Origin of the sequence: Methylobacterium sp. 88A, from assembly GCF_000376345.1 — a bacterium.
Classification (GTDB): Bacteria; Pseudomonadota; Alphaproteobacteria; order Rhizobiales; family Beijerinckiaceae; genus Methylobacterium; species Methylobacterium bullatum.
The window spans coordinates 978,154-993,091 of record NZ_AQVT01000001.1 but is presented as its reverse complement, the minus strand read 5'-3'; the positions used below and the strand labels follow the sequence as shown (position 1 = coordinate 993,091).

Sequence of the window (14,938 nt, the reverse complement as noted above, 5' to 3'; positions counted from 1 at the left end):
CACTTCGTGGGCCACCCTCCCCCGCAAAGGGGGGAGGGAATGACCGAGCCGACCCCCGGCACCACCAAACGCTCGGTGATGATCGCCGGCCACCGGACCAGCGTATCGTTGGAGACGCCGTTCTGGGAGGCTTTGCGCGAGATCGCCGCCGCCCGCGGGCAGTCGGTTCAGGTGCTGATCGGCGAAATCGACGAAGCGCGGGGCGCGCAGAACCTGTCCTCGGCGATCCGGGTGTTCGTGCTGGCCGAAGTGCGCCGGCCGAACTGAAGCCGCGGGCGTCTATGGCCGCCGGATACCGACGAGGCTCGCCGAGGCGGGCGCGCCGAACGTCTCGCGGAAGGCGTTGGCGAAATGGGCCTGATCGGCGAACGCCGCGTCGTGGGCCGCTCCCGTGAAGGTTTCACCCCGAATGACGGCGTCGATCGCCCGCCGCATGCGCAGCCACGAGCGATAGCGCCGGAAGGGAACTCCGACCTCGCGGGTGAACAGATGCTGCATCCGCGAGGAGGACAGCCCGACGGAGGCCGCAAGGCGCGGTGCCGACATGCCCGTGTCCTGGCAGGTGCCGAGGTCGGCCATGATCCGGGCGATGCGCCCATCGAGCGTCGGTCCGTTCCGGCGCACCGCGAAACCGGCGAGATCGGCGATGGCCTGCCCGGCCCAGACCGTGGCGCGCGGGCATTCGTAGAGCGCACGCAAGGGCTCGATCTCACCCCGCATGGCGACGCGTGCGCCGTCGATGTCCTGGCCGGCGGCGATCAGGCCCAGGAGAGCCCGCGCTCCCGCCTCCGGCTCGAGATAGAGCACGGCCAGGGGGTCGCCGGCGCAATCGAGTTCGTGCCGCATCCCGGCCGGGACGAAAGCCGTGCGGCAGGCGATCCACGGACCGGGCCTGAACCGGATGCGGAAGGGGCCATACAGGCCCGCCAGATAGACCGGCGCACCATGCTGGTGGCTGGCGTTGTAGGCGAGCGGTCCGGCAAAGAAGGTATGCCCGCCCTCGACGTGCCAAAGGGGGCCGAGGGCGGGGGCAGCACGTTCGTTCAAGCGGTGTCCCCTCCCCACGCGCTAGGCCGGTCATCCCCGCCTCGCGGCCCACCGGCGCGGCAGGGACAGCCGGAGATCCTGCGACGATGATCACATTGAGCCGCCGCCTTGTCACGGGCGCCCTCGCGGGCCTCGCTCTTTCCGGCGCGAGGCCGGCCCTGGCCGGTGCGGTCGCCCTGGCCGAGGCGTCGGCGTCGGGGCGCATCCGGCTCGGCGCCTTCACCATCACCACCTTGCTCGATGCGGACGAGACCATCGACGGGCCATGGCCGATCGTCGGCGAGGACCGCCCGAGAGAGGAGGTGCAAGCGCTGATGCGGGAGAACCGGCTTGCCCCGGACCGCTTCACGCCGGGCTTCACCCCGACGCTGATCGAGACCGGCACACAACGCATTCTCTTCGATACCGGAAACGGCGAGGTCGGCTTCATCCCCAGGCCGGCGGGAGGGCGGCTGGGTCGGGCGCTACGGCGCGCCGGAATTGCGCCGGAGACGATCGACCTCGTGGTGATCACGCATTGCCATACGGACCATATCGGCGGCCTCCTGGAGGGCGGCATTCCGCAATTTCCCAACGCGGCCTATGTCGTGGGAGAGGCGGAATACCGCTTCTGGACCGCGGAGGAGCGCCTTTCGGCGCCGGCGGACAGCAACACCTACCGGTCGGCCGCAGTGGTGCGCAGCCACCTCGTCCCGCTGCGCGACCGCATCCGCTTCGTCGGACCCGGCGACACGGTCGCGCCCGGCATCGACGTGGTGGCGGCCTTCGGGCACACGCCGGGGCACCTTGCCTTCCATTGCGAGAGCGAGGGGCATCGGATGCTCGTGTGGGGCGATTGCGCCCATCACGAGGTGGCATCGTTGAGCCACCCCGAATGGCACGCCCTGTTCGATCTCGACAAGGATCGGGGCATCGCGACCCGTCGGGCGATCTACGCGATGGCCGCCACCGAGAGGCTGCTGGTGGCGGGCTATCACACGGCGTTCCCGTCGCTCGGCCATGTCGAAGCGCGAGGGACGGGCTATCGCTGGATTCCGGTGAGCGAGTCCGGAACTCCCTGACCCCCCTCTTCCCGTCCGCGGCCGATCCTAGCCATCGACAGGACATGCGCAGGTCTTGGGCAAATGGTCAGGTCCTGGCGTCGCTTCGGGCCTACTCCGCCGCCTCCAGCACCCGCGTCCCGCCCAATCCTTCCAGTACCGCCGGCTTCGGCCCGCCCGTCGCCCAGTCCAGCAGTTCCACCGTGTGCACGATGGGGATGCGCGTGCCGTTCCCGATCTGCGTGGCGCAGCCGATATTGCCGGTGGCGATGAGATCGGGGCGCATGCGCTCGATATTGGCCACCTTCCGGTCGCGCAGGCGCCCGGCGATCTCCGGCTGGAGAATGTTGTAGGTGCCGGCCGAGCCGCAGCAGATATGGCCCTCGGGCACGTCCTTCACGGTGAAGCCGGCCTTCTTGAGCAGGTTCTTCGGCTCGGTGCGGATGCCCTGGCCGTGCTGCATCGAACAGGCGGAATGGTAGGCGACCACGAGATCGCTCTCGAACAGCGGCGGCATCAGGCCGAGGTTGGCGACGTATTCGGTCACGTCCTTGGCGAGGGCCGAGACCCGCGCCGCCTTGTCCGCATAGGCCGGGTCGTCGCGGAACATGAAGCCGTAATCCTTGATCGTCGTGCCGCAGCCGGAGGCCGTGACGATGATCGCGTCGAGGCCGTCGCCGTCCATCTCGGCGATCCAGGCGTCGATGGTGCGCTTGGCCTGGGCGTGGGAGGTCTCGGACTTGCCCATATGGTGGGTGAGCGCGCCGCAGCACCCCTCCCCTTTCGCCTGGACCACCTCGACGCCGTGGCGGGTGAGAAGCCGGACCGCCGCCTCGTTGAAATCCGGCCGCAACACGCTCTGGGCGCAGCCGCGCAGGAGGGCGACCCGTCCGGCGCGGGCGGGCGCGGCCTCGCCCTGGAGCAGGGCGCTGGCTTCCCGCGCGCGGTTGTCGGCGGGGAAGGTCCCGGGCCGGTCGTTGACGGTGCGGTTGGGCAGGAGCGCGGGGGCGAGGTCGAGCATCGCCGCGAGGCGGTTGCCGACACGGGGCAACTGGGCGACGAGCGGCCGGAACGGCGAGCCGATCTTGGCGGCCAGAAGCGCCAGGCGGAAGCGGTTCGGATAGGGCAGCACGAAGGCCAGCACGCTGCGCAGGAGCCTGTCGCTCAAGGGCCGGCGATAGGTCTCCTCGATATGCGTGCGGGCGTGATCCACGAGGTGCATGTAATGCACGCCGGACGGACAGGTCGTCATGCAGGACAGGCAGGACAGGCAGCGGTCGACATGCTTGACCACCTCGGGCGTCGCCGGCTTGCCGCCCTCCAGCATGTCCTTGATGAGGTAGATGCGGCCGCGCGGGGAATCGAGTTCGTCGCCGAGGAGGAGATAGGTCGGGCAGGTGGCGGTGCAGAACCCGCAATGCACGCAGGTCCGCAGGATCTTCTCGGACGCCGCCATCGCCGGCTCGGCAAGCTGCGTCAGGCTGAAATTGGTCTGCACGGCGTTTCCTCGGGGTCCCGATACGTCAGCCCGCCCGGCGATCGTCCGCCGCCCGGCGCTGTTTCCTGAAGCTTAGAGGGAATTTGGACGGAAGCCGAGGCTTGGAACGGCTCTAAGCGGCAGCCTGCCGCACCCCGACGGCGCGGATGGCGCAGACCGGCGGAAGCGCTCCCCACGAGCGCTCGCCGCGGGACGTTCAGATGCCCGCATACATCCGGCCGGGGTTGAACACCCCCTTCGGATCGTGGGCCGCCTTGATCCCGGCCGTCATCCGCAGCAGGGGATCGGACAGGGGCTCGAAGACGGCGGTGGCCGCGCGCACCGCGTCCGGCGCCCGCACCAGGGTGGCGTGCCCTCCGGTGGAGCGCAGGACGTCGCGGATGGTCTCGGCGCCGGCATCACCCTCGGAAGAAGTGGCGAGCCAGACGAGGCCGCCGCCCCAATCGTAGAACCAGCGCGCCTGGCGCTGCGCCGCGATGGCGGCGGTGACGGCGGGTCCTTTGGTCGGCGTGGTGGAAATCCGCCATACGGCGGCCGCGCGCGGCTCCGTCAGCGGGATCACGTCGCGGATCGCAGCCCACAGGACGGCGCCGATCCCGTCCTCGATGATCTCCGGCTCGCCGAAGCGCCGCAGGAGCTTGCGCAACTCGCCGAGGCGATAATCGAGGGAGTCCGAAAAGCCCTCCAGACGCATCAGGGTGCGTGGGCTCGGCCCGTCGAGGCCGCTCGGCAGGTGAGCGGCGCCGGTGAGTTCGAACGGCGATCCGAGGGCGGCGCTGAGGGCCGCCACCGCCGTGGCGTCGTCCAGGCCGGAAAAGGCCAGGGTCGCCGTCCGTTCCTGGACCGGCAGCACCTTGAAGGTCACCTCGGTGAGGAGGCCGAGGGTGCCCCACGAGCCGGCCATGAGCTTGACGAGGTCGAGGCCGGTGACGTTCTTCATCACCCGCCCGCCGGACTTGATGGCCTCGCCGCGCCCGTTGACGAAGCGGACGCCGATCAGGCTGTCGCGGGCCGCGCCCGCATTGATCCGGCGCGGTCCGGCATTGTTGGTGGCGGCCACCGCGCCGAAGGTCGGCTCGCCGCCCGAGCCCATCAGGATGCGGTGGTCCATCGGCTCGAAGGGCAGCATCTGGCCGCGTTCCGCGAGCAAAGCCTGGACCTGCGCGAGGGGAGTGCCGGCGCGGGCGGCGACCACCATCTCGGCCGGTTCGTAGAGCGTGATGCCGGAGAGTTTCAGGGAAGAGAGAGTCGATTCGTCCTGCGCAGGGCGGCCGATGGCGGCTTTGGTGCCCCCGCCGACGAGGCGCATCGGCTCGGCGCGGCCAGCCGCATCGGCGACGATGGCTTGCGCCTCGCCTTCGTCCTGAGGCTCGTATGTCCGCATCGTTTCCCGCCCGTTGTGATGCTCGCCGGCATCCTTTGCCGAACCATATGCGGGAAGCGGTGCCCCCCTTTCAAGCGGCGCTCCTGTCTCAGGCGGTCGGGGTGACGGCGCGCTGCCGCAGATACGCGGCGGCGAGGCCGCGCAGGCCGGCGATGTCGAACAGCGCCACGAGCAGGGCGTAGACCAGCACGCCGAGGGGCAGGGAGATGGCGAGGGCCATGGCCGGGTCCATGTGCCGGAACGGCGCGAGGCAGGCCATCATCGCCAGGGTGGCGGTGCAGGCGGCAAAGACGTCCCACCAATCGATCCGCAGGCGCTGCGGTCCGGCGAGAGCGCGGACCGCCAGCCACAGGGTCGAGGCGACGAGGCCGGCGCTCTGCGCCATGGCGATGCCGGGCGCCCCGAAATGCGCGGGCAGGACGAGCAGGCAGACGGCGTTCACGGCGAGGCCGACGATGGCGGCGGCGATGACCGGCACCGTCTTGCGGCGGATCTGGAAGATCGGGTTGAGGCCGAAATTGAGCAGCGTGCCGCAGAGCAGGCCGGGAATGAGGATCAGCGCGTAAAGGGCGAAGGGTCCGCGATACGCCTCCGGCACGATGAGCCCCTGGATCGCAGGAAGCACCGCCCAGAGCCCGCCGGCGCAGGGCACCATCAGGGCCACCACGATGCTTGCGTTGCGGCCGATCTGGGCTTCGGCCGCCACGTGGCCCTCGTGCTCGTCCACCCGCACGGCGAGCTGGAACAGGATGAGGTCGAGGGCCGTGCCGATCATGCTCAGGCTGCGGGTGGCGACATCGGCGGCCAGGGCGAAATAGCCGGCCTCCGCCAGTCCGAACCACATGGCGATGGCGCTGCGGTTGAGGAACGGCGTGATCTGGTAGATCGCGTTCGCGGCGATGAGCGGCAGCCCGTAGGCGCGAAACAGCCGCCAGGTCTCGCCCATGCGCACGCGGACGATGGGCACCTTCGGATCGAGCAGAGGCCTGCGCAGCACGAGGACGGGCAGGAACTGGCTGAGCCCGCAGGCGACGAGCACCCAGACCGGCTGGGGAAACAGCCAGGCCGCCCCCGCCATGAGCAGGAAGGCGAGGCCGTTTTTGACGATGGTCAGCTTCAGGTAGAGGCCGCCGTCGAAGCGCGCCCGCGTCAGGGCCGCGTGATAATCGAACAGGCCGATGCCGAAGGCGGCCAGCCCTGCCCCCGCCGCGATGGCGAAGCGCCCTTGCGCATCCATCTCCACCGTCGCGCCGACCACCGCGCACAGGGCGGAGGCGACCAGCAGGACGAGGGCGAGGACGGCATAGGCGCGGTCCAGTCCATGACGGATCCAGGGCTCTTCCTGCCGGACGCGGTTGGAATAGAACCGGGTGGCCGAGAGCCGGAGCCATTCGAAGACGAGGGTGTTGAGGACCACGGCGCCCGTGGTGGCGAGGCCGAACAGGCCGAAATCCGCCGGCCCCATCAGCTTGGCGAGGAGCAGGCCGAGGCAGAAATTGAGCCCGGCATTCAGGATGAAGGCGGCGATCACGGCCATACGGTCGACTCTGGTCGCCGGAGGCCCGGCTCTGCTCTCGATCCTTGCGCGCCGGCCCGAAAAGAATTCCCTAAATCCCGAACCCGACCGGTCGGCCCCGCGTCAGAACCAGCCGCGCAGCTTGAAGAAGACGACCGGGATGATCGCGCTGATGACGATCAGCGACAGACCATAGGGATAGCCGTAGACCCAGTCGAGTTCCGGCATGTGCTTGAAGTTCATGCCGTACATGGAGGCGATGAGGGTCGGCGGAACGCCCACCACCGAGACTACGGTGAGCACGCGGAAGGTGTTGTTCTGCTCGATGTTGATGAGGCCGAGGGTGGCGTCGAGGAGGAACTGCACGTTCTCCGAAAGCCGGATCTCGAACTCGTCGAGGGAGGCGATGTCCCGGCGCAGGGTCTCGAAGCGCGGCATCTCCGTGGCGCCGAGGAGGTGCTCGCACTCACCGGCGACGAACGGGAGGATGCGCTCGAGGCCGAGTAGGCTCGAGCGGATCTTGCCGAGCGCCTTGCCCCGCCGGCCGACGCTGCGGAGGATGCGGCGGAGGGCCAGGTCGCGCCGACGCGGGGTCTTGCCGGAATCGCCGGCGACGCCCCCTGCCCTCACGTCGAAATCGAAGATCCGGGTGGAGAGTGCGTCGAGATCGGCGCCCATCTCCTCCAGGGCGTCAGCGAGGCTGTCCACCAGCTCCTCCACCAGGAGGAGGAAGATCTCGGTGCCGGTCTGGCAATCGCCGTCGCCGTCGCCGATGCGCTTCTTGACCTCCTCGAAGGCGCGCAGCTCGTTGAACCTGACCGTGATGAGCCGGTCCCGGGTCAGGACGAAGCCGAGCGGGGTCAGCTGCGAATCCACCTTGTCGAAGGTGATCATCGGGGTGGAGAGCGAGAGCCCGTTCTTGAGCCGCCGCAGGCGGCTGGAATTCTCGACCTCGCTCAGGGCTTTTCGCGAGGGGACGCGCAAGCCCGTGGCGGCCTCGATATGCTCCGCCTCCTCGGTGCTCGGATCGTTCAGATCGATCCAGATCGCGTGGCTCGGCACGCCGCCGCCATTGGCTGCGCCGGAATGCTCGACCGCGCCCTGCGGTCCCTGAAGACTGATCATGGGGTGATTGTCATCCGTCTGTCAGCGACCGGAGAGCAGAACATGCTGCGCAAACGCGGCATGACGCGTCGTCCGCGTCTTGACTCGCAAGGGGCTTGGGCCTACCTCCGCCCTTGCTTTGGCACTCTTCGCTCGGGAGTGCTAACAGCCTGGGTTGGGCGAGCCCTTCGGCCGCATCAACGCCATCCATGAATTTGAAGCAAGAGGGCAGCTCATGAAGTTCCGTCCGCTGCACGACCGTGTCGTCGTCCGCCGTATCGAAGGCGAAGAGAAGACCAAGGGGGGCATCATCATCCCCGATACCGCCAAGGAGAAGCCGCAAGAGGGCGAGATCGTCGCCGTCGGCCCTGGCGCCCGTGACGAGGCCGGCCGGGTGAACCCGCTCGACGTCAAGGCCGGTGACCGCGTCCTGTTCGGCAAGTGGTCCGGCACCGAAGTCAAGATCGACGGTCAGGACCTCCTGATCATGAAGGAATCCGACATCATGGGCGTCGTCGCCTAAAGCGACCCGGCCCTCTTCCTTCTTCCCATCCAAGCCCTTCGAGCGCGCACTTCGATGAGCGCCTCAGGGCTTCGAACCTCATGAGGATTTGAACATGGCAGCGAAAGAAGTACGCTTCGGCTCCGATGCCCGCGAGAAGATGCTCCGCGGCGTCGACATTCTCGCCGATGCAGTGAAGGTCACGCTCGGCCCCAAGGGTCGCAACGTCGTCATCGAGAAGAGCTTCGGCGCTCCCCGCATCACCAAGGACGGCGTCACCGTCGCCAAGGAGATCGAGCTCTCCGACAAGTTCGAGAACATGGGCGCCCAGATGGTGCGCGAAGTGGCCTCGAAGACCAACGACATCGCTGGCGACGGCACCACCACCGCCACCGTCCTGGCCCAGGCCATCGTCCGTGAAGGCGCCAAGTACGTCGCCGCCGGCATGAACCCGATGGACCTGAAGCGCGGCATCGACCTCGCCACCACCGCCGCCGTGAAGGACATCACGAGCCGCGCCAAGAAGGTCGCCTCGTCCGAGGAAGTCGCCCAGGTCGGCACCATCTCGGCCAATGGCGACAAGGAAATCGGCGAGATGATCGCCCATGCCATGCAGAAGGTCGGCAACGAGGGTGTCATCACCGTCGAGGAAGCCAAGACCGCCGAGACCGAGCTCGACGTCGTCGAGGGCATGCAGTTCGACCGCGGCTACCTCTCCCCGTACTTCATCACGAACGCGGAGAAGATGGTCGCCGAGCTCGAGGACCCCTACATCCTCATCCACGAGAAGAAGCTCTCGTCGCTCCAGGCGATGCTGCCGGTTCTCGAGGCCGTGGTGCAGACCGGCAAGCCGCTCGTCATCATCGCCGAGGACATCGAGGGTGAGGCTCTCGCCACGCTCGTCGTGAACAAGCTGCGCGGTGGCCTCAAGGTCGCTGCCGTCAAGGCTCCGGGCTTCGGCGATCGCCGCAAGGCCATGCTCGAGGACATCGCGATCCTGACCCAGGGTCAGATGATCGCCGAGGACCTCGGCATCAAGCTCGAGAACGTCACCCTCCCTATGCTCGGCCGCGCCAAGCGCATCCGCATCGAGAAGGAGACCACCACGATCATCGACGGTCTCGGCGAGAAGGCGGACATCGAAGCCCGCGTCGGCCAGATCAAGGCGCAGATCGAGGAGACCACCTCGGACTACGACCGTGAGAAGCTCCAGGAGCGCCTGGCCAAGCTCGCCGGCGGCGTCGCGGTCATCCGCGTCGGCGGCGCGACCGAGGTCGAGGTCAAGGAGAAGAAGGACCGCGTCGACGACGCGCTCAACGCCACCCGCGCTGCGGTGGAAGAGGGTATCGTCCCCGGCGGCGGTACCGCCCTCCTGCGTGCCCGTGAGGCCGTCCGCGCTCTCCAGAGCGACAATCCGGACGTCCAGGCCGGCATCAAGATCGTGCTGAAGGCCCTCGAGGCCCCGATCCGCCAGATCGCCGCCAACTCGGGCGTCGAAGGCTCGATCGTGGTCGGCAAGATCACCGACAACACCTCTTCGATCACCTACGGCTTCAACGCCCAGACCGAAGAGTATGTCGACATGATCCAGGCCGGCATCGTCGACCCGGCCAAGGTCGTGCGCACCGCTCTGCAGGACGCTTCCTCCATCGCCGGCCTCCTCGTCACCACCGAGGCCATGATCGCCGATGCTCCCAAGAAGGACGGCGGCGCTCCCCAGATGCCGGGCGGCGGCGGCATGGGCGGCATGGACTTCTAAGAAGTCCGCGCTCTCCATCGGAACGGTTGCTTTCGCGGTTTTGGCCGCGAGGGCGGAAAGGGTCGTCGCAAGACGGCCCTTTTTTCGTTGTGGGGAACCACTGCGGGCAAGGATATCACGGGTCTGCCCGGCCTCGATCGGGCTACGACCTTCACGCAACTGGCAGGCATCGCGGGTCCCCTCTCCTTCCAGGAGAGGGAGTGCCGCCGCGCCTCTTGTCGAACCCTCTTGGATCGAGGGAACGGCTGTCGAGCAGATGTGTGAATCCGGTAGCCCAGATAGGGGGAACCGGGCAGCGCGCCATGCCCCCGCCGCGGAGATGGCCCTCTCCGCGACCCCGCTCGCGCCTATCCCGCGCGGCGCCGGCACCGGACGTAGGAGGCGTCGCCCTTGGCGCTCGACCATGTCAGGCGGTTGCCGTCGACCAGAAGCTTCACCTGGGACGACCAGCGCCGGCCGCCATCGCTGCAGGAGGCCGACACGCTCCAGCTCGCGCCGATGCGCCGCCCGTCGCGGAAGGTGCACACCGTGTTGCCGGCCCGAGCCCCGCTTTCGGTGATCCGCGCCGGAATGTATCCCCGCCGCCGCGCGCCGCGGCCGCACGCGGATTCGTTGGGTCCCCAAAGACCGACATAGGCTGCCGGCTCGACCGGGGGCGATGCGGCCGTGACCGCGTCGGCACGGGGCGCCAGTTCGGCATCCTGCCGCAAGGCGGCGGACCGGATGCCGGGCTGGACCGCTGGGGCGACCACGGCATCCCGGCCCGACGGACCGGACCCGACACCCACATCGGACCAGGGAGCGCTGCCACGGGGCGGGCGCGCCCCACCCGCCCGATTCTCGAACGGACCGGGTTCGTTGAAGGCCGTCTGGATCGTGTCGATCTCCGGGCGCGCCGGCGGGTCGTCGGTCAGCAGAACGGTGCTGTAGCCGAGGAGCACGCCCCAGCCCATGGCGAGCGAGACGGGAAGCACCAGGGCGCGGCTCGACCTGACGGAGCCGTTCGCTACGGCCGGCGACGGCGCTCCCTCGTCGCTCCCCCTCGCATCCCTCTCTTCGACGCCCGCGGTCATCGTCGTCTCCCGTAAGGCTCCCCCTGGGGCGGAACCGATCTCGCAGCGGCGGCCGCTTCACCGTTCGGCGACTTGAGCAGCCCCCGCCCCCCTTCGACAACCGGACCCTTATGCACTCATGAAGCCGGCTTTGGTCAGGACAGGCCTGTGGCTATTCTGTCCCGGCGCCATCGATAGCGGTGGATAGACTCCGCGAATAGGGCGAGCAAACGGCAAGCCCTTCCCGTCCCTCACCAAAACTGCCATGCTCAAGCTTGTGAGAAACAAGTCAGTTATCCGTGCCATCGTGATGAGACGCTTCGCCTTCGCCGTCTGCGTCACCATCGCAGTCCCGGCCGGTGCTCAAGCACCCCCCTCCACCATGCGGATGGCCTGCGCGGATGCGATGGCGCTCGTGAAGCGGGACGGGTCGGCGGTCCTGTCGTGGCCGGCGGGCAAGCCGGAGAAGCCAAGCAGGATTGAGCCACCGGGCCGGACCGAGCGCTTCGTCAGCGACCGGAGCCAGTGCGGGATGACGGAGATCGCCGAACTCCGCTTCGTGCCCACCCGCGACAATCTGGAATGCCCGGTCGGCTACCGATGTCGCGAACCGGATTACGGCGATTGGGATTGGCCCTGATCCGATCTGACGCATCCGGCGGCGCCTTCCCCCGCCACGATCTCGCCACGACCGGCCGTCACTGCCGCCGTCACGGTCCGGTCCCGATCCGGCGGGCGAAGTCGCCTATTTGAATCATCCACTTGAGGAGACGCGCGTGGCCGTACTCAGGACAGGCCTCGGCCTGCAGGCCGCCATTACGGCGCTCTTCGCACTCCTGCTGCTCCTTTTGCCCGGTGAGCTGTCGCCGCCGCTCTACGTTTCGCTGGCGGGCTTCGCCATGGCGGCGATCCTCATCGCCTCGCGCAACATCTCCGCCTATCTGAAGGTGTTCATCTCGGTCTACGCGGCCGGGTACGTTCTGTTGGCCGGCTCGAAGGCGCTGGCGACCGCGAACCTTCTGCCGGCAACGGTCGCGGCGCTTCTGCCACCGGCCTTCGCGGCGACGGCAGCCGTCGTGTTCGCACTCATCGTCATGCTCGTCTCATATCTCAAGCCCATCCGAGCGATCACGCAGATCACCGACCCGTTCTTCATGAACCGGGACGAGCCGACACAAGAGATCAAGATGTTCCGCTGGTTCGGGAATACCGAAGGGCGGATCGGACAGCGGCTCGTGGCTTTATCGATCTTCGTCAGCTTCCTCGATGTAGCATTGACGCTGAGATTCAATTTCTACTATCGCGACATGTACAACGCGCTCCAAGAATACAACGCTGAGGTATTCTGGTATCAGGTCGTCTGGATCTTCATACCGCTCGCGGTCATCAACGTCGCTCTTGGGATGTTCGACCTCTACGTCGATTCCTCATTGCATATCCGTTGGAGGACATGGCTGACGCGGAGCTTTTATCAGCGCTGGTTGAACGACAGCACCCATTATCGGATTCCGTTCACCGGCGAGGAAGCCGATAACCCGGATCAGCGCATTCAAAGCGACGTCAATCTGTTCATTCAACAGACAGCGAGCCTTTCGATCCGGCTCCTGTCCCAGGCGGCGCAACTCGTCTCGTTCCTCGTCATCTTGTGGACGCTGTCGCGGGACTTCATCCTGCCCTTCACCGAGAACACGGTCATCCCCGGCTTCCTGGTCTGGATGGTCGTCGCCTATGCCGTCGTTGGCACCTGGCTCACGCACATCGTTGGCAAGCCGCTCATCGGGCTCGATTTCCGCCAAGAGAAGGTCGAGGCGGACTTCCGGTTCTCGCTGGCCCGGAACCGCATCTACAGCGAGCAGATCGCCCTCCTCCGCGGCGAGCGCGCGGAGACGGTACGGCTGAGGACGTTCTTCCATTCGATCATCGAGAACTACGTCGATATCATCTATCGGCGGATCAAGCTCATCGCCCTGACGTTCAGCTATCGGCAGGCCAGCGCGATCTTCCCGCTGGTGCTCGCCGCGCCCTCCTTCTTTGCGAAGAAGATCACCCTGGGGGGCCTCCAGCAGACATCGAGCGCCTTCGGAAGCGTGCAGGAATCGCTGTCGTTCTTCATCAACGCCTACATCACGATCGCGTCCTACAAAGCCAACACGAACCGGTTGGCCTCCTTCAACCGGGCGATCAGCAAGGCGGAAGCCCTGTCCGGTGCCGGATACGGGCTCGTCCAGGGCAATGGGACCGGTCCGAACGTCACCGCCTCCGGCCTGACCCTCGCCCTGCCCGACGGCCGCGAGATCGTCACCGCCGGCTCGTTCACCCTCGGCAAGGGGGCGGCGACGCTGCTCACCGGGCCGTCCGGCTCCGGCAAGTCGACCCTGTTCCGCGCGATCGCCGGCATCTGGCCGTTCGGGAAGGGCCGGGTCGACGTGCCGGAAGGCCAGTCCGCGCTGGTTCTGCCGCAGCGGCCCTATATCCCGCTCGGGACCCTGCGCGGTGCCGTGGTCTATCCCAGCACCACCGACCAGTTCTCCGACGAGGCGATCCGCGAGGCGCTGATCGCCGCGCAGCTGCCGCAGCTCGCCGACCGTCTCGACGAGGTCGATGCCTGGGATCAGCGCCTCTCCGGTGGCGAACAGCAGCGGCTGGCCATCGCCCGCGCCGTGCTGGCAAAGCCCGCCTGGCTCTTCCTCGACGAATCCACCGCCGCCCTCGACGAGCCGAGCGAGGCCGGCATCTACCGGATGCTGCGCGAGCGCCTGCCGGGGACGACGATCGTTTCCATCGGCCATCGCTCGACCCTGCATGCCCTCCACGACACGCGCATCGACATGAAGCCGGGCCAGGACGGGCGCTTCACGCCGACGGAACTCTCCGGAGCCGCGGGCGCCAAGTAAAAGTAAGCAGCCTCAGCGCAGGAACGTCACCGCGAGCGGCGCCAGGATCGCGGTGATGAGGGCGTTGAGGCCCAGCGCGATGCCGGCGAAGGCGCCGGCCACCTCGTTCACCTGGAACGCCCTCGCCGTGCCGACGCCATGGGCGGCGAGACCCGCCGCGAAGCCGCGCGCGCGCATGTCCTCGATGCGGAGCAGGTTCATGAGCGGAGTGACCAGGATGCCGCCGGTCATGCCGGTCAGCATCACCAGCACCGCCGCCAGGGTCGGATCGCCGCCGAGATTCTGGGCGATGCCCATGGCCACGCCGGTCGTCACCGATTTCGGCACCGAGGCGACGATGACGTCGTGCGGGATACCGAAGGCGGTTCCGAGAGTCGTCGCCGAGATCAGCGCCACCACCGAGCCGACGAGGAGGGCCGCCAGCATCGGCGTCAGCGAGCGAAGCACCGTCGCGCGGTATTCGTAGAGCGGGATCGCCAGGGCCACGGTCGCCGGCCCCAGCAGGAAGTGGACGAACTGCGCGCCCTCGAAATAGGTGGGATAGGGCGTCCCCGTCAGCTTCAGCACGCAGGCCATCAGGATGATGGCGACCACCACGGGATTGGCGAGGGGATGCCGGTTCGTCGCCGTGGCGATGCGGTCGGCCACGGCGTAGACCATGAGCGTGACGGTCAGCCACAGCAGGGGCGTGCGCGAGAGATAGACCCAGAGGGCGAAATCTCCGGTCATGGCCGCTCCCCCGGTGCGACCCAGCGCTTGACGGCCACGAAGGTGAGCGCCGTCGCCGTCAGGGTCGCCAGCGTCGAGACGACGACCACGCAGGCGAGGGCCAGGCCATGGGCTTCGAGCACGTCGAGCCGGCCGACGATCCCGGCGCCGGCCGGGATGAACATCAGCGAGAGATGGGCAAGCAGCCCTTTTCCCGAGCGCTCCAGGGTGCCGTCCACGAGGGGCGCGGCGAGGATGCGGGCGGCCTGGCCGCGCCAACGGTCTCGGACCACCATGAAGAGAAGGAGGAGCGCCATCCCGATGACGGGGCCTGGCACCGGAAGGGCCGCTCCCCGTGCCAGCGCTTCACCGACGAGCTGAGCCAGGAGGATCAGCGTCAAACTGACGATCATCGCGCCACGATCCTCCCGCCA

The 14,938-nt window shown here is 67.9% G+C and carries 14 protein-coding genes; 6 read left to right on the top strand and 8 right to left on the bottom strand.

The window, feature by feature from the left end:
- Positions 1 to 39 precede the first annotated feature (39 nt).
- Positions 40 to 267, top strand: a complete 228-nt coding sequence (locus tag A3OM_RS0104640; protein WP_018042561.1) for a ribbon-helix-helix domain-containing protein — start codon at positions 40 to 42, stop codon at positions 265 to 267.
- Between the two features lie 12 nt (positions 268 to 279).
- Here A3OM_RS0104640 and A3OM_RS0104635 read toward each other — a convergent pair whose 3' ends face one another.
- Positions 280 to 1,047, bottom strand: a complete 768-nt coding sequence (locus tag A3OM_RS0104635; protein ID WP_018042560.1) for a helix-turn-helix domain-containing protein — start codon at positions 1,045 to 1,047, stop codon at positions 280 to 282.
- 86 nt (positions 1,048 to 1,133) lie between these two features.
- Between A3OM_RS0104635 and A3OM_RS0104630 the strand changes: the two genes are divergently transcribed.
- On the top strand, positions 1,134 to 2,108 hold the full coding sequence (locus A3OM_RS0104630) for an MBL fold metallo-hydrolase (protein ID WP_018042559.1): 975 nt from the start codon (positions 1,134 to 1,136) through the stop codon (positions 2,106 to 2,108).
- 91 nt (positions 2,109 to 2,199) lie between these two features.
- Here A3OM_RS0104630 and A3OM_RS0104625 read toward each other — a convergent pair whose 3' ends face one another.
- The 4 genes from A3OM_RS0104625 to A3OM_RS0104610 form a co-directional block, all read right to left on the bottom strand.
- Positions 2,200 to 3,585, bottom strand: a complete 1,386-nt coding sequence (locus A3OM_RS0104625; protein WP_018042558.1) for a heterodisulfide reductase-related iron-sulfur binding cluster — start codon at positions 3,583 to 3,585, stop codon at positions 2,200 to 2,202.
- Between the two features lie 196 nt (positions 3,586 to 3,781).
- Positions 3,782 to 4,969, bottom strand: coding sequence for an FAD-binding protein (locus tag A3OM_RS0104620; RefSeq protein ID WP_018042557.1), 1,188 nt, complete (start codon positions 4,967 to 4,969; stop codon positions 3,782 to 3,784).
- A gap of 88 nt (positions 4,970 to 5,057) precedes the next feature.
- Positions 5,058 to 6,506, bottom strand: coding sequence for a polysaccharide biosynthesis C-terminal domain-containing protein (locus tag A3OM_RS0104615; protein WP_018042556.1), 1,449 nt, complete (start codon positions 6,504 to 6,506; stop codon positions 5,058 to 5,060).
- A 102-nt stretch (positions 6,507 to 6,608) separates the two neighbouring features.
- Positions 6,609 to 7,610, bottom strand: coding sequence for a magnesium transporter CorA family protein (locus tag A3OM_RS0104610; protein ID WP_018042555.1), 1,002 nt, complete (start codon positions 7,608 to 7,610; stop codon positions 6,609 to 6,611).
- Positions 7,611 to 7,824: 214 nt separating this feature from the next.
- On the opposite strand from A3OM_RS0104610, the gene groES reads away from it, so the two are divergent.
- Together groES and groL are read left to right on the top strand one after the other, a co-directional pair.
- Positions 7,825 to 8,112: a co-chaperone GroES gene (groES, locus tag A3OM_RS0104605; protein WP_018042554.1), complete on the top strand. Its 288-nt coding sequence runs from the start codon at positions 7,825 to 7,827 to the stop codon at positions 8,110 to 8,112.
- A gap of 94 nt (positions 8,113 to 8,206) precedes the next feature.
- A complete protein-coding gene (gene groL, locus A3OM_RS0104600) occupies positions 8,207 to 9,850 on the top strand; it encodes a chaperonin GroEL (protein WP_018042553.1) in 1,644 nt (547 codons plus the stop codon).
- Positions 9,851 to 10,197: 347 nt separating this feature from the next.
- Here the strand turns inward: groL and A3OM_RS0104595 are convergent, their stop codons facing one another.
- The gene (locus A3OM_RS0104595) at positions 10,198 to 10,923 is read right to left on the bottom strand and encodes a hypothetical protein (RefSeq protein ID WP_018042552.1); all 726 of its coding nucleotides are present in this window, start codon (positions 10,921 to 10,923) and stop codon (positions 10,198 to 10,200) included.
- Between the two features lie 361 nt (positions 10,924 to 11,284).
- Here A3OM_RS0104595 and A3OM_RS0104590 point away from each other — a divergent pair, with 361 nt between their 5' ends.
- Positions 11,285 to 11,542: a hypothetical protein gene (locus A3OM_RS0104590; protein WP_308444986.1), complete on the top strand. Its 258-nt coding sequence runs from the start codon at positions 11,285 to 11,287 to the stop codon at positions 11,540 to 11,542.
- Between the two features lie 136 nt (positions 11,543 to 11,678).
- Positions 11,679 to 13,796: an ABC transporter ATP-binding protein/permease gene (locus tag A3OM_RS0104585; RefSeq protein WP_018042550.1), complete on the top strand. Its 2,118-nt coding sequence runs from the start codon at positions 11,679 to 11,681 to the stop codon at positions 13,794 to 13,796.
- A gap of 12 nt (positions 13,797 to 13,808) precedes the next feature.
- On the opposite strand, the gene A3OM_RS0104580 is transcribed toward A3OM_RS0104585, so the two are convergent.
- Together A3OM_RS0104580 and A3OM_RS0104575 are read right to left on the bottom strand one after the other, a co-directional pair.
- Positions 13,809 to 14,525 (bottom strand): LrgB family protein, encoded by a 717-nt coding sequence (locus tag A3OM_RS0104580; RefSeq protein WP_018042549.1) that lies wholly within the window; start codon positions 14,523 to 14,525, stop codon positions 13,809 to 13,811.
- Positions 14,522 to 14,917, bottom strand: coding sequence for a CidA/LrgA family protein (locus tag A3OM_RS0104575; RefSeq protein ID WP_018042548.1), 396 nt, complete (start codon positions 14,915 to 14,917; stop codon positions 14,522 to 14,524). The genes A3OM_RS0104580 and A3OM_RS0104575 overlap by 4 nt, the downstream gene beginning before the upstream one ends.
- Positions 14,918 to 14,938 lie beyond the last annotated feature (21 nt).